Origin of the sequence: Citrobacter sp. MNAZ 1397 (assembly GCF_023613995.1) — a bacterium.
GTDB classification, from domain to species: domain Bacteria; phylum Pseudomonadota; class Gammaproteobacteria; order Enterobacterales; family Enterobacteriaceae; genus Phytobacter; species Phytobacter ursingii.
In genome coordinates, this window is record NZ_JAKIVH010000001.1 from 2034856 (window position 1) to 2058141 (window position 23286).

At 53.5% G+C, this 23286-nt stretch carries 27 protein-coding genes; all 27 read right to left on the reverse strand.

The features are described 5' to 3' along the window. Positions 1-37 precede the first annotated feature (37 nt). Positions 38-1195 (reverse strand): tail fiber domain-containing protein, encoded by a 1158-nt coding sequence (locus L2097_RS09455; RefSeq protein WP_250352700.1) that lies wholly within the window; start codon positions 1193-1195, stop codon positions 38-40. Between the two features lie 57 nt (positions 1196-1252). Next, entirely contained in the window at positions 1253-1486 is a 234-nt protein-coding gene (cor, locus tag L2097_RS09460) for a phage exclusion lipoprotein Cor (protein WP_250352701.1), read from the reverse strand. A gap of 108 nt (positions 1487-1594) precedes the next feature. Further along, positions 1595-2266, reverse strand: a complete 672-nt coding sequence (locus L2097_RS09465; protein WP_250352702.1) for a hypothetical protein — start codon at positions 2264-2266, stop codon at positions 1595-1597. Then, positions 2267-2581: a hypothetical protein gene (locus L2097_RS09470; RefSeq protein ID WP_250352703.1), complete on the reverse strand. Its 315-nt coding sequence runs from the start codon at positions 2579-2581 to the stop codon at positions 2267-2269. A gap of 43 nt (positions 2582-2624) precedes the next feature. Further along, positions 2625-6374 (reverse strand): TipJ family phage tail tip protein, encoded by a 3750-nt coding sequence (locus L2097_RS09475; protein WP_250352704.1) that lies wholly within the window; start codon positions 6372-6374, stop codon positions 2625-2627. Between the two features lie 52 nt (positions 6375-6426). Then, positions 6427-7044 carry a tail assembly protein gene (locus L2097_RS09480; RefSeq protein ID WP_250352705.1) on the reverse strand — a complete coding sequence of 206 codons (618 nt, stop codon included), beginning with the start codon at positions 7042-7044 and terminating at the stop codon, positions 6427-6429. Further along, positions 7038-7754: a C40 family peptidase gene (locus tag L2097_RS09485; RefSeq protein WP_250352706.1), complete on the reverse strand. Its 717-nt coding sequence runs from the start codon at positions 7752-7754 to the stop codon at positions 7038-7040. Before L2097_RS09485 ends, L2097_RS09480 begins: the two co-directional genes overlap by 7 nt. Position 7755: 1 nt before the next feature. Then, the gene (locus L2097_RS09490; protein ID WP_250352707.1) at positions 7756-8493 is read right to left on the reverse strand and encodes a phage minor tail protein L; all 738 of its coding nucleotides are present in this window, start codon (positions 8491-8493) and stop codon (positions 7756-7758) included. Between the two features lie 55 nt (positions 8494-8548). Next, entirely contained in the window at positions 8549-8887 is a 339-nt protein-coding gene (locus tag L2097_RS09495; protein WP_250352708.1) for a phage tail protein, read from the reverse strand. 3 nt (positions 8888-8890) lie between these two features. Further along, complete coding sequence (locus tag L2097_RS09500; protein WP_250352709.1) at positions 8891-11455, reverse strand: phage tail tape measure protein; 2565 nt, start codon at positions 11453-11455, stop codon at positions 8891-8893. Next, a complete protein-coding gene (locus L2097_RS09505) occupies positions 11436-11711 on the reverse strand; it encodes a phage tail assembly protein T (protein WP_250352710.1) in 276 nt (91 codons plus the stop codon). The genes L2097_RS09500 and L2097_RS09505 overlap by 20 nt, the downstream gene beginning before the upstream one ends. A 50-nt stretch (positions 11712-11761) precedes the next feature. Next, complete coding sequence (gene gpG / locus L2097_RS09510; protein ID WP_250352711.1) at positions 11762-12172, reverse strand: phage tail assembly chaperone G; 411 nt, start codon at positions 12170-12172, stop codon at positions 11762-11764. 12 nt (positions 12173-12184) lie between these two features. Beyond that, positions 12185-12916, reverse strand: coding sequence for a phage tail protein (locus L2097_RS09515; RefSeq protein ID WP_250352712.1), 732 nt, complete (start codon positions 12914-12916; stop codon positions 12185-12187). A 7-nt stretch (positions 12917-12923) separates the two neighbouring features. Then, the gene (locus L2097_RS09520) at positions 12924-13322 is read right to left on the reverse strand and encodes a phage minor tail U family protein (RefSeq protein ID WP_250352713.1); all 399 of its coding nucleotides are present in this window, start codon (positions 13320-13322) and stop codon (positions 12924-12926) included. Then, the gene (locus L2097_RS09525; RefSeq protein ID WP_250352714.1) at positions 13319-13873 is read right to left on the reverse strand and encodes a phage tail protein; all 555 of its coding nucleotides are present in this window, start codon (positions 13871-13873) and stop codon (positions 13319-13321) included. The genes L2097_RS09520 and L2097_RS09525 overlap by 4 nt, the downstream gene beginning before the upstream one ends. Further along, the gene (locus tag L2097_RS09530) at positions 13854-14240 is read right to left on the reverse strand and encodes a head-tail joining protein (protein WP_250352715.1); all 387 of its coding nucleotides are present in this window, start codon (positions 14238-14240) and stop codon (positions 13854-13856) included. Before L2097_RS09530 ends, L2097_RS09525 begins: the two co-directional genes overlap by 20 nt. Positions 14241-14252: 12 nt before the next feature. Continuing rightward, entirely contained in the window at positions 14253-14654 is a 402-nt protein-coding gene (gene gpFI, locus L2097_RS09535; RefSeq protein ID WP_250352716.1) for a DNA-packaging protein FI, read from the reverse strand. A gap of 41 nt (positions 14655-14695) precedes the next feature. Beyond that, the gene (locus tag L2097_RS09540) at positions 14696-15721 is read right to left on the reverse strand and encodes a major capsid protein (RefSeq protein ID WP_103279702.1); all 1026 of its coding nucleotides are present in this window, start codon (positions 15719-15721) and stop codon (positions 14696-14698) included. Between the two features lie 67 nt (positions 15722-15788). Further along, positions 15789-16121, reverse strand: coding sequence for a head decoration protein (locus L2097_RS09545; RefSeq protein ID WP_103279703.1), 333 nt, complete (start codon positions 16119-16121; stop codon positions 15789-15791). 9 nt (positions 16122-16130) lie between these two features. Next, positions 16131-17483, reverse strand: a complete 1353-nt coding sequence (locus tag L2097_RS09550; RefSeq protein WP_250352717.1) for a S49 family peptidase — start codon at positions 17481-17483, stop codon at positions 16131-16133. Further along, a complete protein-coding gene (locus L2097_RS09555) occupies positions 17464-19053 on the reverse strand; it encodes a phage portal protein (protein WP_250352718.1) in 1590 nt (529 codons plus the stop codon). The genes L2097_RS09550 and L2097_RS09555 overlap by 20 nt, the downstream gene beginning before the upstream one ends. Beyond that, the gene (locus L2097_RS09560) at positions 19050-19256 is read right to left on the reverse strand and encodes a phage head-tail joining protein (protein ID WP_103279705.1); all 207 of its coding nucleotides are present in this window, start codon (positions 19254-19256) and stop codon (positions 19050-19052) included. The genes L2097_RS09555 and L2097_RS09560 overlap by 4 nt, the downstream gene beginning before the upstream one ends. Next, on the reverse strand, positions 19256-21178 hold the full coding sequence (locus L2097_RS09565) for a phage terminase large subunit family protein (protein WP_250352719.1): 1923 nt from the start codon (positions 21176-21178) through the stop codon (positions 19256-19258). Before L2097_RS09565 ends, L2097_RS09560 begins: the two co-directional genes overlap by 1 nt. Further along, positions 21153-21698: a terminase small subunit gene (locus L2097_RS09570; protein WP_250352720.1), complete on the reverse strand. Its 546-nt coding sequence runs from the start codon at positions 21696-21698 to the stop codon at positions 21153-21155. The genes L2097_RS09565 and L2097_RS09570 overlap by 26 nt, the downstream gene beginning before the upstream one ends. A 289-nt stretch (positions 21699-21987) precedes the next feature. After that, complete coding sequence (locus tag L2097_RS09575) at positions 21988-22458, reverse strand: hypothetical protein (RefSeq protein WP_250352721.1); 471 nt, start codon at positions 22456-22458, stop codon at positions 21988-21990. 158 nt (positions 22459-22616) lie between these two features. Then, positions 22617-22934 (reverse strand): hypothetical protein, encoded by a 318-nt coding sequence (locus tag L2097_RS09580; RefSeq protein ID WP_250352722.1) that lies wholly within the window; start codon positions 22932-22934, stop codon positions 22617-22619. A 6-nt stretch (positions 22935-22940) separates the two neighbouring features. Next, on the reverse strand, positions 22941-23105 hold the full coding sequence (locus L2097_RS09585; RefSeq protein ID WP_284453927.1) for a YnfU family zinc-binding protein: 165 nt from the start codon (positions 23103-23105) through the stop codon (positions 22941-22943). Positions 23106-23286 lie beyond the last annotated feature (181 nt).

A 23286-nucleotide genomic window follows, 5' to 3' on the forward strand; every position in this document is an offset into this window, starting at 1 on the left:
ACACCCCCTAAACCGATAATGCTACAGCTCAGCTTGATTACTCTGTTTCTGATTCCTCAGATTTTGTTGGCTCCAGTTCCGCTACGCGCGCGGTCAAGGCGTCAACCTGAGCCATTAGCGCCAGAATAGCCTCATGATGAAGCGCTGCTGCAACGCCGTACGAGTCCGGAGACAATACATTCTTCACCACGCTACCATCCGGCAGTGTCACATCATGGGTCTCCACAACAGCATCCGGGAACACACGCTGCACATCCTGCGCGGTCAGGCCTATCCCGTAATTACCGTTCGTTTTCCAGCGCCAGGACTGCCCACGCATAAGCCGCATTTTATCCAGCGGTTCGGGAACAGGCCCGTCCAGGTCTTTCAGGCGCTCGTCACATGTTGGAGTCCATGAAACGCCGGTTGCCACACCAGACTGTGCGAATGACCAGTAAGCAGGGGTGCCGCCATAGGCCAGTTGCAGTATCCCGTATGAGCCATTTCCCTGAACAACCTGCGCGTAGGCAGAAAAATCAATCCCGGCATACACACCACTTCGAAATCTGGAGCCGATTAGCTCCGCGTTAGTAGCTGTGCCGTTCGTCGGTGTTGCGGCGGGAGAAACTGCAGACGCTTTCACGGAACCATTCACTATACCGCCGGACTTAGCGTCTATTGTACTCAGGCGTGTATCATTGCCCTGGCAAAACGATCCGGCGACGGCGCCAAACGGGCTTGTTAGTCCCGTCCCACCCTGCCCCTGGCTGAGCGGTGTTGTTAACCCACTCAGTGAGGTGATGTCATTGTTGGCCCCTTTTTTTGCCAGAGCTTTCTGGCCGGGAACCGTGACGGCTACGCCGTTAGTCGTGATAGTGACGTCACCCGCCCCGTTCATCACATCGGCGAAGCCGCTCATATTCCGCTGATACAGCGTCAGCGTCTCAGCAATATTTTGAGCCAGACCATCAACGCTCAGCGAATCGCTCAGCAGGATAGCGTAAGCGGTACCCGCTGCAATTGCCGGGCTCGCCGCTGGCGTTACGGTGAGCTGGGTGGCGCTGTTGATTGCCGTTACCTGGAATACCTGTACCGGGTTTGCCATGGTGAACAGAGTGCATCCAACGCGGATCAGTGACCCTGCGGCTGTAAAATTCGTGCCAGTACCCGTCAGCGTATTGCCGCTGATGGCTATGGTGCCAGTTGTGTAAATCATATTTTCTCCGGGCATAAAAAACCCCGCCGGGGCGGGGTTGATATTAACCAGAATGGTTTATTTACAGGTGGTGCTGGTGAACGTGTTGGCACTCATCCAGTTCCAGTTGAAGGGGTATCCGGCACGATACTGCGTCTGATTATTTTGCTTTCGGACGCCGTAAATCTGCACGGTATTTTCCTGCCCGCCAATCATGGCCGTTCCTGTGCATACGGGTTGCTGTCTCTCCAGTACGCCAGTGCAGCCGGACAGCAAGATAACCGCCGTCAGGCAGAAAATTAGATTTTTCATATTTATGATATCCCAGAGGTATTCATGAAAAGACACAATAGCAATATGAATCAGAAGGATATAATTGATTCGATAGATCAATTTTCAGTTATCGATCGTTTTAAACGATCAATCATAGTTTGCGCAGTTGATAGCCATAATCACGTTTCTCATGTTTGAGTACGCAACATTTTGAAGACTTCCAGTGGGTGTCGTCTGCGTCCGGGCGTAAATACGCGTATTGCTGCCTTCAAGTTTTGCCATGCTCTTGTATATTGCTGCGTACGGCAGGGGCTGCCCTCCTGATGAAATTACCCCTGTGATCAGCCCGAGCATCACAGGCATACAGGCCCATTTCCCCGCCCTGGTTGTATTGATGTTATAGCCTGAACTGGCATCTACCCCCGCGGTTCCGAGAGTGACTACGTCACTCAGTGTGCGTGTCTCGTTTGTTAAAATTAGCGTCCCTGAGGCATCCCATACGGCCAGGCCATAATCCGGCTTTGTCTGTGGGAAGATCGAGAAAAAATACACATAGGCCGTACCCGTACCGCCAGGTCTGAGAAAATCAACGGTGATGGTGTTTCCGCTAATCTTCTGGGTGATCTCCACTTCTACCGTGCAATGGACAAAAGCCACAACCGGCTGGCCTGCGGTGAAAGTATGTGTAACCTGAGTGTTAAATCCCGATGTACCTTGCAAAGCAGCCGTTTTGCGAGCCTGTAATGCGATGGGTGTGCTGTTTGATGTCACCCACACTTCTCCGCTTGTTGTCGCCAGTAAAACCCCATACTGCGCCATTTAAGCCTTCTCTATCTGGAATATTAAATAGGCCGCCGCTGCGGGTTCCGTTCCTGCTGAGTAGTCAGTATCACTGACCGCCGAAACAGTTGCGGTACCGCCTGAGATGGTGATCTTTCTCCGCCCCGTCCCCCACTGATCATCATTCATGATCTGGAAATAAGTCAGCTTGCAGCCAGGGGGAAGTGGCACAGAATAAGAGCCTGTTTTCTGGTTAACGGCCAGCTGGAGAGTGCCACTCACGCTGACTGGTTTGATGCCGTAGTTGTTAACCCTGCCGGATGCGTCCCATGTTTGAACACCGTATTCAGCCATACTTTTCACCCTAAAAATCAAGGCCTCATATGAGGCCCCATGTTTACCATGTACCGGTAATCCTCCCGATCTGTACCCTCAGGACATTACTGGAGTCCCTGACGCTGATTGTCTGATTTGTTTGCTTCATCGAGCCCTCGCCAGCAGTTGAGCCGTAATTTTCGAAAGTCCCGGACTTATCCAGCTTCCACCCAACTGAACCTGCAACGTAGTTACTCGATTGAATGAAACTTCCGATCTTCGCATTGGTGATAGTCCCGTCCTGGATAAACGTGTCACGAATAAATGTCTGGCCGTTCTGAATAACAAACGGTAGCGTAACCGCAGCGCCAGCCTGAGACATAACAGCAAAGCGGTCAGCAAGGAAAATAACCTGTGACTGCATGCCGTTGGGTGTGTTCTGCACACCCAGTCCCATACCTGCCGCGTACTGCACGCCGTTGACATCCACGCCGACCTTAATCGAGTACATCGCGTTCAGGTTGCCGTTGATATCCGCTACCGCCTGGGCGTTAGTGGTGATGGCCGCAGCCTGGCCGTTTACCGTGACGCTCAGTGAGTTAATTTTCGTTGCGGACGCCTGGCTGAAATCAGCCATCGCTTTTGAAAAGTCGGTCACGTTTGAGGCATTACCGCCAGCATTTGCATCCAGCGCTTTCAGGGACTCACTGAGCGCTTTCGTTGCATCGGCCATCACATTATCAACGCGCTGGATACCCGCCGCGTTAGCGCCAAACTGAACGCTCATTGTCATCCGTGTATTGGCCTGCGCCAGCGTCTCCTGGATCAGTGCAATCGCCGTGTTTTGCACCCCACCAGCCGCGTTAGCCGTTTTCCCTGACAGTTCGTCGAAACGGGATGCGGTAGAACTGTCGAGGGTGGACACAGCCTGTGTGAGCTGCGTTACGTCAGCGGTATTGTCCTCCGTCTGTGCCGTCAGCGTATCAACCGCCGTCGCGCGGGCCTGTGTCTCATCGGCGAGCGCCTGCGTGAGTTGCGTTACCTGTGCCGCGTTCTGGTCGGTTTTCGCCTCCAGGCGCGTCACGTCCGTAACGCGGGCCTGTGTTTCGGTGGCAATCACCTCCCGCAATTGAGTGAATGAGGCACTGTTTACGCCGTTCTGCGCCGACTGCCGCACCACCACATCAGCGATAGCCAGGGCATTACCAATGATGGCCTCTGCCGTCTGCCGATTCGCCCCCACTGCCGCCGCCAGTTGGTCCGCATTTTGGGTAATTGTTGCGGCAAGCTCAGCAACGGTTTTGCTGGTTTCAACTGCATTTTCGATGATGTCTTTAAATACCGCAGTGTCCTTCATCTGCTCCAGAATCTCAGCAGAAATGGCACTGACATCAACCGATGACTGCCCCATTACCCAGGTGGTCCACTCGCCGACATTGCCAATTCTGTCCACCAGCCGTGCACGGTACCATTGCCGCACACCCGCCAGCATTGGGCCGTGCTGATAGCTGGCCGCCGGATAAGGCACCAGTGTCAGCAGTTCGGGATTTGCCTTATCGTCCGTGGTGGCGCGCTGTAGCTCGGTGTATGCAGTATCACCGGCTCCGTCAGGAAACGCCCAGGTAATGTCGATAGCCCAGACCACATCATTTGAAGCGAGGAGTGACTGCGGCGTGCCCGGTGTACCATTTTTCCCCGTCAGGTGGGTCGTATCGGCATAACCCCAGGGCGACGACGAATCCTGCGCATTCAGGGCTCGCACGCGCACATCATAATTGCCGGAATAAATGCCCTGAACGGAAAAGCCCTGGGCACTGGCAACCGGAACGTTAATCCAGTCGCCATTGTCCTTGCGCCATTGCGCCTGGTACCTGACAGCACCATCAACCTTGTCCCAGGTACTGTTCAGGCTGGCGACCGTCAGCCCCTGATCGATAAAATCAGTCTGGCTGATAAGTATATTTTTCGGCGAAGGCAGTACAGATATCGGCGTTACCGTAATCGGTGCAGGCGTGATCCGTACACCATCATCAATAAACCGGTATTTATTGGGGTCGTGCTGAACACCGGAAACGTTAAATGTCCCGTCGTCGTTTGCAGCAACGGATGTCACACGAAATTGCTGAATAGCCAGCCTGTCGCTGTCAATGGCCCACACTGCACCAGCAACGGGAGCCATCCGGTAATCGGTGCTGACCGTGACGTTCTTTTTATCACTGCTGATCGCACTGATGGTGCGTGTCTGCGTCGTGCCGTCGGGGAGATTAAGCGCCAGCCTGTCACCGGGCGCATATTCAACAGCGCGATCCAGCGTAATATTCCTGCCATTTACCGCGCTGATACGCCCTCCGTTCTGCATTCCGGCACGGAACGGGTCCGCAACACCAATAACGGATGCAGGCAGTGGAATATGCCCGTCAAGACCGACGTTAAACGAGATTGTGCCGTCTTTTGCGTTGGACAGTAAGACCCAGCGCCCCCTGCGGTGCGCCTCACTTTGCGAGGTGCAGCCAATAGCAGTCAATTGCGTCTGATTAATGTCGTAACGTGCCACCAGATCGCTGTCGTAAACGCCCTCGATGGTGTCGCTGTAATGGTTCTGCGGATCAGACCATGAAACCAGGCAGGAGCTGTAGCGGTTTTTATAGGAGCCACCTGCGTAGTTAAACAGACCGTCCACCACGTTAGAGGCGGTATAAACAAAATCCAGATCTCCCACCGGAACATCAGCGTTTACGTAAATCTGTTCATTACCCCAGAACGTAATGCCCCGGAATATTGCCGCCAGATCTTTCAGAACGGTGTATGCATCCTGCTGGCTCTGGATGTAAACGTTACAGGTAAAACGCGGTTCAGTGCCGCCCGCACCGTCAGATACCCTTTCATCGCAATACTGAGCAATGGCGTAGACTTCCCATTTATCAATCATGGAAGCATCCACACGGTTGCCCATGCCGAAAATTTTATCCAGCACCAGATCGTAAAAAATCCATGCCGGGTTATTGCTGTATGCCCATTTGAAGTCGCCAGCCCACGCGCCGGAACTTTCGCGGGTAACAGGATCATAGTTTGATGGTACACGGATCCGGCGGCCCTGAGGAATACACGTCACTTTAGGGGCACTGCCGTTAAAATGACTCGCATCCACTTCAATATAGAGTAAGGCGGTATTCGGATAGCGAAGTTTGCTGTCGATGACCTCAGCGCACGAGAATACCTTAAATGCATTCACCAGCTTTGAGTTGCCAGTCGAATCTGCCGTGATCCGTCGGACACGAACAGCCCATCCGGTGATAGCTTCTGGCAGATTAATACGATGATCGCGCTGGTATTCAGAGGTGGTTTTACCGTCAAACGTCGCATCAATCACAGTCTGAAAGGCACCACCGTCAGTCGATAAATCAATAGCATAAGCCGTAACGGTGCCTACCATGTCGCCGTTGTCTTTGTAGCGATACTGAACCGGGAGGGAAAGCTTGATACGAACCGCATCCAGCGTCAGGTTTGTAAACTGGCGGGTCCAGGGTACTGACTGCGTGACCGTAACACCCACGGCCAGTTCATTATCTATTTCCGGCATCCCCGGAATATACGTCTGATCCTGTGTGCCGCGTCGCCAGTCCCAGACAACGCCGGAGAAATTGTAACTGCCGTCAGCGTTAGCCAGCGCTGTATCATTGAGGAAAATTTGTTGTGCCGTCAGTTCGCCCTGAATTTCACCTTCGGCGATGGCCAGCAGCATTTTTAATTTTGCGGTCGACAACAGATCGTCAGGTGCTTCAACTGGCGTATGTGCACTTCCGCCCCCGCCTTTCCTGCCCTGAATATGCATAATTCACCCATAAAAAAGCCGCCCGGCGGCGGCTGTACCTGAACAAACGTGCCTATTGCTGATCGCTGGAGAACAACCCGGCACTGATGATTGCCCCGCCAATTTCACGCTGCCCATAGAGCAGCGGAACCGGGTAACCCATCGCCACCGTATTCACGGGTGCACCGAAGGCGTAATTGGGTTTATTGTCTGTGCTACTGCTGGCACCGATATTAATTTTGGGTTGAGGTGTCAGCATCTGCACCACGCCGCCCAGCATCATGGACAGACCGATGCCGGTTAAGACTGTCGTGGCGGATATCGCACCGGCTGACATCGCAGCCCCCCACAGGGCGAGTGAGCCGCCAGCTGTGAAGAATGCGGCAACCAGCGCCACCGCGCCAATAACAATCTGGAGAACACCGCCCTGCTTGGCGCCTTCAGTAACAGGCATCATGGTAAATTCGCTGGCCGTGGACGTGAGTTCAAACTCTTCCACCCCAATATTTTCACCATCCCGGAAAAAGGCGAAGCGCACGCCGCTGTTATGCGCATTGGACATGTATTTTTTGAAACCCGGCACCTGTGAACACATTGCCCGAAGCATTTCGCGAATGTCAGCAACGTGAAAGCGATGAACCCTGCCAAATTTCTTTGCGGCCACACCTTTCAGCGTCAGCGTTTTCAGCATGTCATGAGTTCCTTATGCCTGACAATTCTGACTGTACGCTCACGATAATACTGGCCGTAGGGAACGCGGGCAGAAAGATTGCCGGAAGAATGATGAAGAATAATATTGTTACCTAGCCAGATGGCGGCATGGTTGGTTACGGGGGCGCTGAGCTGCATCATAATAATGTCGCCGGGTTGCATCTGATTTAATTCAACCTGAATAAAGCGTTCTGACTGCCAGTTATCATCGTACCGATTTTCGCCGTTATTCCACCACTCACGCGGGACAGAGTAATCACCGAGAGAAAGATTAAACTCGCGACGATAGTATTCACGGATTAGCGACCAGCAATCCGCATGACCGAGTACCCATGGTCTTCCGGTGTAATCACGATTTTCGCGCGGCGAAAACGTACACCAGTCACCCTCCGGCCATGAAATAATGCCCCATTCCAGCCCCGAGTGATCACACTGAATACGGTCAGTCTCTGAGGGGATTAACTGAGCCACATCCGGGTGCGAATGAACAACCATAATAATCTCACCCTGTTTTTCGGCATTTAAATAATCGGCTGGCGAGAGGGTGAAATAATCTTCTGGTTTATCAGAGATATTTTCACAACGAATATAACGTTGTTTTCGTCCTGCCTGAACGACGACACCGCAGCATTCACGGGGATATTCCGCAGCGGCATGTTCGCGAATGGCCGCCATCAGTTTTTCGCGCATATTATTTACCCTGCAGGTTTGCCGCCGGAAACCCGCCAAACGGCAGAGGATTTCCGGGGCCATGACGTGCTTCACAGTCAGGGAGTCGTCCTCCACAGACATCTAACGCGGGATTGGTTGTCGGGGTGCCGTCTTTCAGAAAATACAGCGTTCCGGCGTAATCACACCCCGTTCCACTCCGGTATAGCCCCCGGAGGCACCAGGTACAGACAGGGGTTATCTGTCGCGAGGGTAACTGCAGGCTCTGTATATCGAAGGGGGAGCACAACTCAAAATCAACCTGAATCCGTGTCTCGGCTTTTTTGGCATTAACATAAAATACCTGTACCCGCTCTTCGTTCGGGTTAGCGGCAGGATTCCCGGAAACCCGGTTAGCCGCATCGAGGTATTTAACCAGCGTGGTGTGGATTTTAACCTTTGCCTTAACCAGGTCATCATATTCAAGGCACAGCGCTGTCACGTAGTTACCGACATTCCCGACAGAGAGTGTGGGTGTCGGTTGCGAACCGGCGCTGGAAAGCTCCACCCCTTTCAGCTCATAGGGATAAGGATCGTACTGATTTCCCTGCCAGATAATTGCCGGCAGATTTTCACCAGCAAATGACGCCCAGCCTTCTTCCTGGATATTGTGAGCGTGAAAGCGCAGTACGTTTTCCATGCCAAAGCCTGTCCCGTCAATCTCAATAAGCTGAATAAGGTTGCCGGGCTCGAGTTGTTGTATGTCGCTGGTAAAGCTCATAAATTCACCATAAAAAAAGCTGCCCTGAGGCAGCAGTTAATTGGGGACGAAAAGATCAGGGCGCAAATGCCTGTTCAAACGTGAATGCTACCGTCGCTTTTGTTCCGGAAGGGAAGGAGACGCTGAATGAATCAGCCTTCACCCGGTAGAGCTTTTTCTCTCCCCAGGGGTTGGTCCACCAGAAAGACGTGGTGACGTGAGAAAGAAGAAAAGCACGCAGTACTGCGGCATCGCTTCGTTTTCCCGTCCAGTCAAGATCCCATGTTTCGGACTTATCATTAATCCCCGTTCCGCTGACCTGTTTATATCCGTCACCAAACTGCGCCTGCAGTGTTCGGACGCTTTCAGTTCCCTGTGCCGTCTTGCGCGTACGCCAGGTAAATGTATCTGTCACCGCTTACCCCCTGGAGTAAAGTATTCCACCCGGACTCATCTCCTTTTTCAGGCGATCAGTGATGCTCTGCTGCACAACGCCCTGGACCAGTCGTGCCGTGTCGGCGGTGTTCGCCTGGCTGACTTCGCCGCCACCGCTTTGCTGGCTGATACTGACCGGGGCATAAACACTGATCCCTCCCATAGTCGGTACCGACACATTACCGGCACCCACCAGCCCTCCGGTTGCGTATCCTCGCATCAGGCGATAAAGGTTTCCCACGCCGAGGCGCGCTGTCGATTCTTTGGTGAAGACGAACTCACCACCATGAACAATCCCCTTTGGCTCGTATTTCCCGCCGGGCCCGGTATAACCGCCGCCATCATATTCAGGGATATATCCCCCCTTCCAGGCCTGTACCGGGCCAACAAAACTGCGACTGCCAATGCCACCGCCCTGCGGACCATCGAATGAACCTGCAACCCATCCCATGGCTTTCTGAATGGCATACGCCACCAGCAACTGATTGGTGATTTGAATAATCGATTTGAGGATGGAAACAGTGAAACTTTTGAAGGAAGTCTTCCCGGTAGTCACCAGATCAGTCAGCATATCGCTCATGCCGCCAAGAGCACTGGATGCGGCGTTCTGCATGGCGGAATACACGTTTGTTGCTGAATCCAGATACTCGGCAAACCCTTTTTTAGCCCCGCTGAGCCAGTCACCGCGAAGACTGTCCTCAGCGGCGTAATACTGATTCAATGCGGCGAGTTCACGCTGATAATCGACGTCAGTCGTCTTGCCCCCGGCATTTTCCCATCCGCTCCTGAGTTGTGCATACGCAAGGTTACGCCCGGCGGCGCGGTCGCTTAATGTCGCAGAATCGGTTAAGGCCGACTGCTTCGCCGACATCTGGTTGGTGTATTTCGTCGCGGTGTCCATCCGCTTGTTAAGCTGTTCCTGCGCGGTGATCTGGTCGCCTAAAAGGGCTTTTTGCTGTGCAAGGGCAAGAATGCGCTCTTTATTGGCCAGCAGCGATTCTTCCTCTTTTGACAGCTTGCGCTGGCCTGCCGCCTCTTCCAGCACAGAGAACTGAGCCTCGGTTTTCCAGAGGTCTTTACGCTGCTGACTGATGACGTCATTTAAGCCTGTGTGCTGCTGCAACACTTTAAGCTGTGCCTGCAGGGCGATAAGTTCAGCCGCTTCCAGGTCGCTTGCTTTGTCACCTGCCGGAACAGTCGTTTTAGGGGTTTTGGGATCCTTATATTTTTCATTGATCGCGGCGGTTAGCTTATTGAATTTGTCCTGTGTGATAAGCCCCTGTTGGAGTTGCCGCTGATATTTCGCCTGCAGGTCGTTACGGATCTGTGCGTTTGTCCTTGCCGTTTCCAGAAACCGATCTGCCTCTATATTGGCAGATACCTGTTCACGGTTGTATTCACGACTTTTAGCATTTGTCTGCGTGACGAACCCTAACAGGTTTCCGGCGCTGTCGTTAATATTCGCCCAGTTCGTAGCAATACCAGCAGACTGATCACGCATTTGCTGGTTGATATTATCGAAAACCGCAGAGCCGGTACCCGGGTTGAATTGCGGAAGCTTCACTGTCGTGGCGTTATCCGCAACCGTATCAGACCAGAATTTGTAATTTTTAAGTTTATCGATAAGCCCCTGCCAGTAGCCTGCGAGCTCGTCCAGGTCTGACTTAGAGGCGTCTTTGAAACTTTTCTGGCTGTCACCAAGTGAGTCGATGATCAGTTTCGTGGCACCGGCTTTATCACCCAGGTCAACCATATGCCTGACCTGTTCATACAGTGCCAGGTTCGCAAAGTTGTACTGCTGGTTAATATCGACAAATGCTTTCAGCGGGTCCTGAGGGATTTTTCCCAGCTCTGCCACCAGGTCTTTTACGCTGGCTCCCGTATTTTTTGACAGCAGGATAGCCGTCTCGCTCACCTGTCGGATCTGATCAACTGTCAGGCCCAGCCCGGTGGCCTGCGCGACCGCTGCCGCAACCGCTGATTTACCCGCATCAGCGTTTTTTACTATCTGAGCGGTGATGCGCGCCAGGCTGTCGGCTGTCTGGCCGCTAATATTCCCGGTGGACGCGATAGCCTGGTTATACGCATTCGCCTGTAAGCGCCCCTGATTCCAGTTATAAGCGAGGAGCCCCACGCCGGATACCAGCGCAGTAATCCCGAGGGTGGTCGGGGTGATAAACCCGGCCAGCGTTTTGGCATAATCAGCAACACCCAGCAGTGCCCCTTTTACGCCACCGAACTGGTCTTTGATCTGCCCGCCCTGCTGGAGCAGAATCAGAAACGGAGACTGGCCGCCAGCAAGCTGCGTCGCAATATCAGTAAACTGCGCAGGCAGGCTGCGCATGGCGGCATTGTACTGACCAATCGAAATTCCGGCTTTTCTCGCATAAAGCTCCTGCCGGGTGAAGGCGCTTTGCACTTCCAGAGCCGCATCGTTTGCCGCAGACCCGATCCCTTCAAGTCCCCGTTTGACGTAGTTATACCGCTCGGTAAATTTAGCGTCGTTTAAATCCAGATTGACAATGAGATCACCCACCGCCTGGGCCATAACGTATTCCTCCTGTAATGCCTTCGGCAGCCAGCATCATGGCCTCGTCGGACGTTTCGGTGTCCGCTTCCGGACGTTTCTGGGGATTGAGAAGGCTGAAATCTGCGATGGTAAGCCCGTGGGACTTGCAGACCATATCGGTGATGTGATGGCTCAGGCGCGAGAAATGGGCATCAATTAAATCCGTGGCGAAGTATTCGTCGGCATAAAATTGTTCCCACTCGCTCAGTTCGGTGCAGGACATCTGCGCCAGCATCACACGCCAGTCAGGTCTGCGGAACTCACGGGCAAGTTTAAGGGCGAATTTCAGGGCTGCGGCGTGGGCTTTTCCGGGGAGTGGGGTTCCGTATCGGCATTGGATCCTGCATCAGGTGTAACGGGCAACATTCCTGAGAGTTCCCGCACGATAAAATCCGCCTGACCAATGGCAGGCAACGGCCAGCCGGAAAGTACCTCCTCCTGCAGTTGATCAACGGAGGGGCCTTTTTGCCCTTCCTTCTGCCACAGAGACATAGCAACGATCCGCGCGCCAATTTTCACATTGAGGGTTGTCACGATGCCGTTGAGCGCTTCCGGGCTGACTTCTGTGTCGTCCGCAGGAACGTCTTTATTCACGTCGGCGATATAGCCGATGAACTCAATACGCTGCAGTGCTGAGAGTTCATAAAGCGTGACGGTTTCGCCGTTGTATTCCAGCGGCTGAGTTTTCAGAAACATGCATGACTCCGATCAGGATACGGTGATTTTGCTGACAGCCGCGAACGAGCCGTCATTCGTAATCGCGAGAATTTCGGCAATCCCGGCAGCAACACCCGTGACGGTGACAACACTGCCGGCCACGCTGACTGTCGCTTTTGACGGGTCGGATGACGCCAGGCGGAATGATTTATCGGTCGCACTGGCAGGCAGAACGGACAGGTTCAGGGTTGTGGTTGCCCCCACGGCCACAGCCGCTGTCGATTTATCAAAAGACGCACCCGAAACAGCAATGACCGGGGTTGTGATGTCTTCGGCCAGCGTCGGTTTGCCGCTATTCGTGACTTTGACCGTGCGGGTGATGTTTTCCTTGTTGGTCACGGCTTTCCCCAGGCTGCTGACCCACCCGTAAAACACATCCACCGTTCCGTTAGGGTATTTGATGCGGTACGTGCGATTCGAGCCGTCATCAAACCACTGCACCAGCGCAATTTGTCCCTGTTCGCCGGGTTTCCAGGCCAGGGTAAAAGACGTGTCACCCGCAGATTTCTGCCCCTGCCCGGTAGCTGTCCAGTCGGCATTGGCATCATCAATATACGTGTCGTCAAATGAATCTGCCGTCAGTTCGCCGGGGGTCAGTTCCTTGACCTGAGCCAGGCGCGTCCAGTCGGTATCGACCAGCGGATTCGCTGTGCCTGAACCGGTATACAGCCAGAGTGTTGTCCCGGCACCTTTAACGGGTGCCAGCGGATTAGGTGTTGCCATAGTTGCCTCACATTTCGTAAGTAATGGTGTATTTAAGGTCTGCAGAGCCCCACAGCGCGAGAACGTCATCCCGCTGGTAGTCATATCCCTGAATATTCATCAGCGTCAGCAGCTCTCGTAGCGCCGGGACATCATTCAGCGCAGGGAAAATACGCGTTTCGACCCACTCATCAAGTTCAGAATCAGGGACCTGGGCCGGAAGAAACACTTCAATATGCAGTACGGCCTGCCACAGTTCGAAGTCCACTTCCTCGCCTGTTGGTGCTGCATCTGTCAGATACACCGCAATGGCAGGAAAATCAGTTTCCTCGAAAACGGCAGGCCGTCCGTCGAAATACAGGGCTGCGTCACCGATTTCTGCCTCAAGGGCATCGATAACAGCCAGCCGGATGTCACTGTTTTTCATCGTGTCAAAATTAACCTGAGTTGATTTTTGAGGGTTGCCTGTAGCTCTTTCGGTAAATCGGACTCCATAAGCTTCGGCAGTTCTTTCCTGAATGCGGTCGTCAGGGGGTCAGCAAGTGGGATGCTGACAACCTCTATGGGGTAACGCGGTTTTGCCGTTCTGCGTAACACGTGCCAGCGCCCGTTTTTAAGCTGCTGGATAAACGCATTGGGGAAGCGGAATGCACTGATGCGCAGCACGCTGTTTGCCCCCTGTTTGTCGCGTTTACGCCGCGACAGCCTCACGCTGGCAACACCCAGCTTGATGGCGGGCAAATTCCCACGATTCACACGGATAGTTGCCACCGGTTTTGATACGCTGGCTTTTTTTACACGGGCTCGCTGATTAACCAGTTTGCGCGGCACCCGGGTATCAGCAGCAACAACTTTCACACTCCTGGAGACGCCACGCGTGGCAATTCGGTTGATGGCCTGGGAAGATGCGCGGGGAACCGCTGTTTTACTGATGGCATTAAGATTGGCTATTGCCTGTTCAAGGCCTTTGACGGACATTTGCTCCCTCCCTGCCAGCACGGCGGGATGTTGCAGGCGGCTCGCCGCTACCGAGCCAGATATGACATGAACCGCAATCATCAGGACCGATGCGATCAACCCAGTACTGCTGGCAGTTGATGCTCAACGTATCAAGGCGCAGGAGCCCATGCAGCGCTGACGTTTTCACAAAAAAGGAGGGACTGGAGCCCTCCACACGGATACCCGCGCCTGCATAGCCAATATTTTCAGGATCGTCGAAGACACCCTTTAAAATATCGCCCTGCTGAGCGCCCGATGTGACGATGGCGTCAGTTCCCATCGTGCTGCGCACAGTGTCATCAGCACGCGCCATTGCAGCATCAAAGAAATTATCGAAATCAGCCACACCGCCCCCTGTTCACTCAATAGTGGCGAGTCCGCTCCGGTCCAGGTCGGCGGCGATATCCTTTGTCACACGGACCGTTACACCTGCTTCGGCGATCGCCACCAGCTCATTTGATGTCTCATGCAAAGCATTGATATGCAGGGTCACCAGCGCTTTAACAGTCACCAGATCTGCAATATCCTGCACAGCAAGGCCGGGCTCTTTCGTGACAGGGGCGGTATTAATACTGATGGCATCCACTGTTCCACCAGTAACCACATCTGGCCCCGGCAGCGCATCGTCATCATTAAGTTCCTCTTCAAGCTCGGCGATTCGAAGTACCATTTCTTCGTTTGAGCCTGACAAATTCACTTCCCGCCCCAGTTCAGCGCCAAGCGCTTTCAGGCGTGCAATCAGGTCTTCTTTTTTTGACATCGGGATGACTCCATAAAAGAAACGGCCCCGAAGGGCCGGTATCAGGCAAGTTTCACAGAAACAAACGCATCAGGGTCTGCCAGCAGCATCAGCGGCGCTGACTGGATCATGGTGAACTCGCGCGCCGGATCACCCGTTTGTACCCAGTTTTTCGGATAACGGGTGGAAGCATTAATGCCTTCCCGCTGGGCATCCACATCCTGAATACAGCCGTAGGTTCGCAGGCCGCGGGCCTGGGTGTTGCCCAGAACCATGGTCAAATCCGGCAGGTAGCTCTTTTTGACATTGTCCTCAACGTATTGCCCTGCGTAGACCACAATGGCAACATCACCATACATGCCCTTGTAAGACACCGCTTCGCCAAGGTCTTTCAGCGCTGTTTCCAGCTCGGAGTTTGACCCGCGACGGGTATCCAGCCGTTCACGGACGAGTTTAAATGAACGGAAGAGAGACCAGGCTTTCGGGTCAAAGACAATGATGTTGACCACACCACTGGCATTCAGCGCGTAGGCTTCAATATCATCAGTCGGGTCGTACGTCTCCTTGTCCCGGGTGGACCACGCCGCTGCGCCCGCCTGGGTGATGTTATTTGCGGCGCTGCGGCCCATATCCACCTCAACCGGTTCGAAAGCTTCGCCCGTCATGGTGTATTTGCCGCTAAGAACCGCCGCAACGGCCTGTTTTTCTTCCACCTGTGCAATCGCCAGCTCTTCATCTTTCATATTCTGCAGAATGATACGACGGCGACGGTAGGCAGGGTCAGCGAGGTTCTGCGGGTCTTCATCAGGCAGACGCCGCAGGGTCATCTGCGGGTTAACTTCATGTTTTGGTTTGACATACCCGGGGGTAAATTCGGATGTTGCGCCACCGCGTGAACGGATGACCTTGCCGGAGACAATCGGCGACACGTAAAGCGCCATATTCACCAGGCCCGGGATTTGGGAGAGATACACTTTTTCAGTGGTGAACGGAAAGCTTTCGCGGAAAAAAATCCGCAGGAACAGCGGATCAAACTTGAATTTCTTCTCATTGACCGCCAGCAGTTGAGCAGTAGTGTAGATGGACATAGATTTTTCCCGAAAAAAAAGCCGCGTCTGCGGCCCTTATGGTTGGTGAGTGCTGTTCAGGTAAGGGTTAAACGATGCTGATCGCCGTACCCGCAAATGCATTACGTTTGATGTTTTCATCCGTGACAGCGGTCGGCCAGAGCACATCCTCATAGCGGAAAGAGCCTGACTTGTAATAGCAAAGCTCAGTACTGTTCTGATCTGCGGCAATCGCCAGGACGCCGGTTGCCGCGCCCGCATGTGCACCGTCCCACACCGCCAGCTTTCCGGAAGTCGCATCCAGCATCAGCGGTGTCATCGCAGGGGTTGCGGCGGTCAGTTCGCCAGGGGCATAACCGGTATGCACCGGATCACTGTTGCCGAGCGGCTGAACGTGTTCAAAGTTTTCAGTAATAGCCATGAGAGCCTCTTATACGGGAGTGTTTAACAAATCATCACCAGCTTCATCTGACGCGTAGCCAGCGGAAAGCGCACCTGGTGAGGTAGCCATAAGTTGATCGAGCGCGGTGTCGGAGCGCATCTGGGCGCTTTGTGGCGCTGTCGCGAGAATGCGCTGTGCGGCTTCAACGGTCATGCCCGGCGTTTCGGCCAGTGCGCGGGCAGTGGAATCACGACCTTTCGCTTCTTCGCAGTTGAGAATGCCCATAATTCGGGCATTTTCGTCCAAAACCGCGGCGGCAATCTCTGCGCTAATATCGACAGACGCCGTGGTGGCAGTAGTACTGATCGTTTCAGGCGTGGCCACCGTTGTGGCACTACTCACCGTTGCAGTATCTGAGGTGCTGGCCGCCTGTGCCGGAAGTGCTGCTGCAGATGCAGTGGTTGAAGACATATTGACTCCTGAGAAAGTGACTTTTCGTTTATCGAGTGCCTCGCGCATGACGCCCAGTGCATCGATATTGTTGACGAGTTCGTCAGCCAGACCCTGCTCAACGGATTCCTGCCCGGTAAATACCGAAGCTTCTGTATCCAGAATGGCCTGAACTGACACCCCCATATACCCGGCGACCTTTTCGGCAAATAACTGACGTGTGGCATCGATTTTCGACTGAAAATCGTCCCGGACGGCCTTCGGGATTTTGCCGTAAGGGTTGCCGTCGACTTTATGGGCACCGCTGTAAATCAGCGTGACCTCAACGCCATTAGTCTTAAGCGCTTCACCGTAATTGCTGTGCGCCATCATCACGCCAACTGACCCTGTTCTGGCAGTCTGGGTGACCAGCCGTCGCGATGCAGCGCTGGCAATCAGTTGCCCTGCACTGCAGTTCATATCATTAGCCAGCGCCCAGACAGGTTTAATATCCCGGACGCGGGCGATGATGTCGGCACAGTCAAACGCGCCGGCCACCGTGCCGCCGGGTGTATCAAGATCCAGCAAAATACCGTCGACGCCCGGATCACTCATGGCCTGCTGAAGACGGGCAACAATGCCGTTGTACCCCGTCATGCCTGAGTAAGGCTGCAGGGAACGGGTTTTGCTGACGAGCGTGCCCGATACAGGGAGCACGGCAATACCGTTGGTGACCTGGTAGGACCGCACGGGGCGAGGCTCCGCATCCTCGTCATCACCGAAAAGAGCCAGAGGCTCAGCCATTTGCCCGGCATCCAGGCTTATCCCGGCGACAGCGTCCGTCAGGCGGGTGATCCCCATCTGGCCCGCGAGCGCGCAAAAGAAAACCCGCGCGTAGGCGGGTTCCAGTAAAAGCGGCTCATTGAAAGCCATGCTGGCGATATGCGGGAGATTACGCAGCTCTGGCGTCATTGGTCTCCTCCTTCGTGTTGTTTTTCAGCCCTGATTCAAATGCAGCGGCAGCCCATGCGGGAGGCTTAAGGCCTGCAGCCCGCCGTTCAAGAGATTCACGCACCTGCTGGGCGAATATCTCCTGATAATCTTCACCGCGTTTCGCGCACTCTTTTTCGTAAGTGCTTAACCCGGCTTCAATCAGCATCACCGCTTCCTGAACCTCCTTAAGACCATCAATGGCCATACGGCCGGAGCCGATCCACTCACAGTTTCCCCATGAACTCCTTGCCTCCTGAAAACTGAACCGGGCTTTTGACGGCAGCGTGACAACACGCCGTGCGACCGCCTCTTCAAGCCAGCACAGGAACATCTGGCAGGCCTGACGCGAGGCAACAAACTTACGGCGCCCCATAAAATAAGCCCACGATTCATTAGCACTGGCGCGCGCCGTCGAATAGCTCATCTGCGAGTAGTTGCGTGAAAGCTGCTCATACGACACCCCGAGCCCGGCGGCGATATAGCGCAGCAACGACTGTTCAAATGTTGAATAGCCGTTATCCGTGTCCTGGGCAGACTGGAGATTCAGCGAATCGCCGGGCATCAGATGCGGAACCTTCGCCCCGCCGAGGCGAACCGGCGCAGCGGAATAGTAGGAGGCTATCTCACCAATCCACCCGGTCAGCTTATTCTGCTGCGAACCATCGGCACCGAGGATAAAATCCATCGCCTGTTGGGTGTCGAGTTCACTCTCGATGGTTGCGGCGTACATGGCTTTGACGATGGCGCTTTGCAACTGGGTATTCTGCAGCGTATCGAGCATTTTCATCTGTTCCATGACGCTGTAGAACACATTGGCACCGCGTGTCTGACCATCTTCCATGGGTTCAAATACATGAATAAACGATGCCCGGCCTCCCGGCAGTTCGCGGGGGATATATGTCCACTTTTGTGGCATCCAGCCGGGATAGCCATCCTCACTGACGTAGTACCCCACCGCCGCACCGTTATTGTCGACCGAGACCCCGGCGCGGCAGTTGCGGGTGTCTCCCGTGTTACCCGGATTGCTGATGCGCTTCGGGCTGACCATCTTGAACTGGGTGCGGAACAGGCGGGAGGCGCCAGTGTCCCATGTCGGTTGCGTGCACAATTCGCCGTTAAAGGCATGCATGGCAACCCCTTCACGGATCATCATGGTGAAGGTGCGCTTTCGTTCCACATCGACGTAACAGTTATCGTCCTCCGCAAACTCTTTCCAGGCCGCCTCAACCTCGCGGGAGAATGCCCGTGACTCCTCTTCCGCGATGCCTAAAAAACGCCAGCTCGGGCGGTGGCTGAGACGGAAAAAAGACCCGACGATGTGATCCTGATGGAGCTGAACGGCATTTGCGGCGTATCCATTGTTACGCACCAGGTCATCGGCGCGGGCGTTTCCCCTGGCAAAATTGGGCAGCAACGCAGCATCGGCACTTTCTGTGGGTGGGTTCCAGGCGCGAAGCTGCCCGCCAAAACCACCCGCACCACCGTGATACCCGGCATATTCGCGAAGCGACGTTGTACCATCCGGACCTACTAATGCTGGCATTTTCATACATAAAACCCTGCCGGTCCCCGGCGCCGTTGACTTATACCGATCTGAGATTCTAAATCGGCAATGTATTTTTTAAGGTCTGCAACCGACGTGGCAGTGAACTCCACCCGGCGGCCATCTTTCTGCACGGTTGCCACCCGCTTCCCGGTCATCAGGTCATGCAGTGCAGCACGGGCGGCATCCAGATCAGCCTGTGTCGCCATTATTCTTCTCCAGATAATGCCCGGCCATAATCCGCCAGGGTTTTGTTGGGTTTCTGGCCCCCCTGCTCTTCAAGCAGGCTCGCAAGCAGTGAATCCAGGTTGAGTTGCCAGCGGGAAATACTGATACGCAGCGCTGCAAGGGCATAAACAAAGCAGTCGAGCGCCTCATTGCGCCGCTTTTTACTGTCCCAGAGGATTTTTCTCTCACCCGCAACCCATTTTTCGACAAGTTCTTCGGCGGTTAGCTGCTGCGCTTCTGCGAGATCGTAGACTTCCGGGTTGTTAGGAAAATGCACTGCCCCGGGGAGGGGAACGTTATCTTCCGGTATGAGAGAGAACCGGTTATAAATCTGCTCTTTGGCGGTATCAGTACCCACCTCTGTAAGATAAACGCCGTTTTTGTTGCGTTTACGCGGCATATTCGCGACTGGCTTACCATAAACCGATGCCCCTTTAATCGGGATCACACGAAATAAACCATGTTTTTTGGAGCGGTTATAGACAATGGTGGGATCAATACCGCCTATATCCCAGCAGATGCGGGATATCGACATTTCAACACCATTCTGGCGTGAATAACGCTTATCGATCGCCTCATCCACCCTGAGAAGCGTGGCGTCATCGTCATGGCGCCCCATAATGATCTGCCTGTCGATAAGCCAGCTTTCTTCACCCGGCCCCCATCCCCAGACACGCATCTCATAACGGTCTAGTTGGGAGTCAATACCGGCAGTAAGGTAAGCGACACGCTCAGGTACCGCAGCGGTGAAATGCTCCTTACGTTCAGCCAGCAAATCGGCATCAGGCCGTTCACCAATTTTTGCTTCCCAGGTTTCACCCAGCGTCGTATTGACGAAGGTTTTTCGCTTCCCGGTGTCCCCTTTTGTTTTGATCCAGTCCTTAACGATTTGTACCCAGGTAGTGAACGGGCTGTACGCGGTCCAGATATGAAACGTCACGCTATCCGGCGGATCGATCTCCGAACCTGATGAAGAGAACCAGCTCAGCCCGTCACGTGTCCAGATGCCCGTGGAATCACAAATATACCGGGCATCCGTAAAAACCAGTTCCTGCTGCCTGATAACGCAGGCGTTATGTTCACAGAGATAAAACACACTGGAAGGCTCGCCAGGCGTCCACTTAAATCCGAAGGGTGTTTCCTTATCGCCAAACTTTAAATACTGCTCTTCCCCACAATGCGGACAGGCAACGTGAAATCGCATGAAGTGTTCTGACTCGCTGGCGGCACGCTCTATCTGGCAGGTTCCCCTGACCTTCGGTGTTGAACCGCGAATAGATTTAGGCCAGACAGACCCTTCAATACGCTTATCCCCGAGAAAGGTGGGAGAACCTTCTTTCTCAATATCTTCATCAAACGCGGCCAGTTCATCATACCCGGCAACATCCACCGATTTTTCACGGTAGTTTTTCGCCGCTTTCCCCCCGAGGCACCAGAATCCCCGCCCATTCGAAAAGCGCTTCATGCTGAGTGTGTTATCCCGGTGCTTTTTGCCGTACCACGGTGCCAGCGAGAGTAGTTTCGGAATATCACGAATTGTCGGCTCAACATGCGACTTCATGAAGTTCTCTGCATCGCCGTCGGTAGGCAACCAGATCAGGGAATTGCGCTGCTTATGTTCGATGAAATAGGCGTACACACCCAGGAGCATTTTGGAATAGCCAACGCGGGCAGATTTAACGACATTAACCTCGCGAATATAGTCATTGCCCATAGCATTCATGATCGCCCGCTGAAAAGGCAGGGTCTCCCAGCGCCCTTCCTGGTATGCGGACTCTTTGGGAAGGTAATAGTTATTATCAGCCCATTCTACCGCTGTCTGCGGTTCCGGTCGGTGCAGTGAGCGAAGCCCCGCGCGTGCCGAATGCTGTAATCCCTTAACCTGACTGTTCGATGTATTCACTCAGCAACCCCGGTATCATTTCATCGAGCGCAGCTGCTTTGTTCATGGCTTTGATTATGTCCTTCTTGAGGAAATCAATGTGGCGGTTCTCCAGTTCCGGGAAACGCCGCTGAACCGACAGAGGGATCCCGTCCAGGATACTGGCAATTTCACCGGCTATCCGCGACAGCACGAACGTGCAGAATGCGGTCTCAACTACCTCAGCGGTATCTTTTGCATTTTTAAGTTCCTGAGCATCTGCCTGTGCGCGTGTCAGGCGATAACGCTCATATTCGGTTGTGCCGGGTTTGAGATCGGCTTCTTCCGCCCTGCGAAGATCCTCAACTTCCCTGCGAAGTTTCTCGTTTTCAATCTCGGCATCACGTGCGGAAAACCAGGCGATTGCGACGGCAGAATCATATTTCACTTCATTGCCTTTGCCGCCGCCGCTGGCAACAGGCATGCCCTGCTCCTGCCAGTTCTGGATTGTTCTGACACTGACCGCAAATATGTCGGCGAGCTGTTTTTTCGTCACCTCCATATGCCACTCCGGGATAAAAGGGGTAAGGAAGCGTTAGCGTGATATTTGCGGAAAAATCGCCACTCCCATTTCCGTTCTAAAAAGGTGAATTTGCTGATATCAAAAGGCCTGGGGGCAGAAGAAGAACGGAAACGACAAAAACCGGGAAAATCTCATAAATAGCGAAATCCTGCGAGTCTGCCGCCCCGTAGCCTGTCGGTTCGCCGGAAAGGACCCACCAAATGATAAAGATTATCATTTGCATGAAATTTCACCAAGCGCCCCATTTTGGCCGTCTAAACGGCCATAACTACCGCCCACGCCAGGCCGTGTGTAGCATTCCACCAGGCCGTAGTTCTTTCTCGATGGTAGCTTTGACCACCTCTCCAATGGATGTCGACAGGTTGGCAAGGCTGACTGACTGTTCGTTTAAACGGTCTTCAACAGTCTGTTCCCAGGTCTTCACAGTCTTGGTGGCGATGTCGCAGGAAATAAAGGCATCATTGATGAACACCTGCCCATCTTTATCCTCCATCGGTGGTCGTTTACCAAAGCGGCTGTCTACCAGATAGCTGATGGCGAATTCTTGCCCGGCAGGTGTGAGAAAGTTGAAATGATGCTCACCAGCGAACGGTGTTACCGTGTCCTGCGCCATCACATAACCGAGTTCACGCAGTTCAGCAACGCCAGATTTTGACGGCAAGTCACCATCCTCCAGCGCGCCACGGAAGAAAAGCGCATGCAGGACATCGCCAGCAGCGCCGGAAAGTTCTTTGTTCATGGGTTTTTCCTTTTAGATGTGAGCCTGCCCCACGGGAATTCCGCCCGATAAAGCGTAATGCTCACGACTGAAACTTATCATTAAGATGTGCACGTGCAACGAGCATAAAAAAGCCCCGCAATTGCGAGGCGCTATTACTCAGAGATGCTAATACGACGCTATTTTATGAAATTAACTGCTTTTTCTATTTCTTTGCACGCTTGCGTGACGTGTTCATGTTCGACTTTGCGATACTCAGTGTTTCCAATAATTAATCCCTGAGCCTCTCGCAGTAATTTATTAACATCACCACCAGCTTTTCGGTAGGCTCCGATCACAGCGATAAGAGCCTGCTCCAAATCAATTTCTCTGCTTGTCATAACATTCTCGGCTGTTCTTTCGTTAGGATCATTATCACTGGCACCTAGTGAATGCCTGTTGTAATACCTATTGTGAATGCAATGAAAATGCCCAGAATCAGCAGATTCACGAACCACGACATACTACCTGTGAATGACAAAGAGCGATTTACATTTAGGACAAAGCAGTGGTGATTGCAGGCGTACTTTCGCGGTTGACTGGTTGGAATAATGCCCACATATCGGACACATAACACTTGTGTTCGCTACCAAGCCAACACGCTTCATTGCGTAATCGAAAAATGACATGATGACTTACCTTTCAATGAATGGGACTCATCATATCATGACTTGGTCATTATTTAACCAAAACAGACCTAGCATTTGGTGCTATGCAATAGCTGAATTGTAAGTTTAAGTCAGCAAATACCAAACTTATGGTCTTTCATCGTCACAAGAATGCAAGTGCATCTCCATGGAGAACGGCACC

Excerpts from the sequence above, each read along its gene's own strand:
- L2097_RS09545 (WP_103279703.1), bottom strand. The coding sequence starts at position 16,121 with ATGGCTATTACTGAAAACTTTGAACACGTTCAGCCGCTCGGCAACAGT.
- L2097_RS09480 (WP_250352705.1), bottom strand. The coding sequence starts at position 7,044 with ATGCTGAAAACGCTGACGCTGAAAGGTGTGGCCGCAAAGAAATTTGGC.
- L2097_RS09540 (WP_103279702.1), bottom strand. The coding sequence starts at position 15,721 with ATGTCCATCTACACTACTGCTCAACTGCTGGCGGTCAATGAGAAGAAA.
- L2097_RS09560 (WP_103279705.1), bottom strand. The coding sequence starts at position 19,256 with ATGGCGACACAGGCTGATCTGGATGCCGCCCGTGCTGCACTGCATGAC.
- L2097_RS09515 (WP_250352712.1), bottom strand. The coding sequence starts at position 12,916 with ATGGCAACACCTAATCCGCTGGCACCCGTTAAAGGTGCCGGGACAACA.
- L2097_RS09520 (WP_250352713.1), bottom strand. The coding sequence starts at position 13,322 with ATGAAAAACAGTGACATCCGGCTGGCTGTTATCGATGCCCTTGAGGCA.
- gpG (WP_250352711.1), bottom strand. The coding sequence starts at position 12,172 with ATGTTTCTGAAAACTCAGCCGCTGGAATACAACGGCGAAACCGTCACG.
- L2097_RS09555 (WP_250352718.1), bottom strand. The coding sequence starts at position 19,053 with ATGAAAATGCCAGCATTAGTAGGTCCGGATGGTACAACGTCGCTTCGC.
- L2097_RS09550 (WP_250352717.1), bottom strand. The coding sequence starts at position 17,483 with ATGACGCCAGAGCTGCGTAATCTCCCGCATATCGCCAGCATGGCTTTC.
- gpFI (WP_250352716.1), bottom strand. The coding sequence starts at position 14,654 with ATGTCAAAAAAAGAAGACCTGATTGCACGCCTGAAAGCGCTTGGCGCT.
- L2097_RS09505 (WP_250352710.1), bottom strand. The coding sequence starts at position 11,711 with ATGCTGGCGCAGATGTCCTGCACCGAACTGAGCGAGTGGGAACAATTT.
- L2097_RS09455 (WP_250352700.1), bottom strand. The coding sequence starts at position 1,195 with ATGATTTACACAACTGGCACCATAGCCATCAGCGGCAATACGCTGACG.
- L2097_RS09475 (WP_250352704.1), bottom strand. The coding sequence starts at position 6,374 with ATGCATATTCAGGGCAGGAAAGGCGGGGGCGGAAGTGCACATACGCCA.
- L2097_RS09525 (WP_250352714.1), bottom strand. The coding sequence starts at position 13,873 with ATGTCCGTCAAAGGCCTTGAACAGGCAATAGCCAATCTTAATGCCATC.
- L2097_RS09485 (WP_250352706.1), bottom strand. The coding sequence starts at position 7,754 with ATGCGCGAAAAACTGATGGCGGCCATTCGCGAACATGCCGCTGCGGAA.
- L2097_RS09470 (WP_250352703.1), bottom strand. The coding sequence starts at position 2,581 with ATGGCTGAATACGGTGTTCAAACATGGGACGCATCCGGCAGGGTTAAC.
- L2097_RS09575 (WP_250352721.1), bottom strand. The coding sequence starts at position 22,458 with ATGAACAAAGAACTTTCCGGCGCTGCTGGCGATGTCCTGCATGCGCTT.
- L2097_RS09570 (WP_250352720.1), bottom strand. The coding sequence starts at position 21,698 with ATGGAGGTGACGAAAAAACAGCTCGCCGACATATTTGCGGTCAGTGTC.
- L2097_RS09500 (WP_250352709.1), bottom strand. The coding sequence starts at position 11,455 with ATGGCCCAGGCGGTGGGTGATCTCATTGTCAATCTGGATTTAAACGAC.
- L2097_RS09465 (WP_250352702.1), bottom strand. The coding sequence starts at position 2,266 with ATGGCGCAGTATGGGGTTTTACTGGCGACAACAAGCGGAGAAGTGTGG.
- L2097_RS09490 (WP_250352707.1), bottom strand. The coding sequence starts at position 8,493 with ATGAGCTTTACCAGCGACATACAACAACTCGAGCCCGGCAACCTTATT.
- L2097_RS09585 (WP_284453927.1), bottom strand. The coding sequence starts at position 23,105 with ATGTCATTTTTCGATTACGCAATGAAGCGTGTTGGCTTGGTAGCGAAC.
- cor (WP_250352701.1), bottom strand. The coding sequence starts at position 1,486 with ATGAAAAATCTAATTTTCTGCCTGACGGCGGTTATCTTGCTGTCCGGC.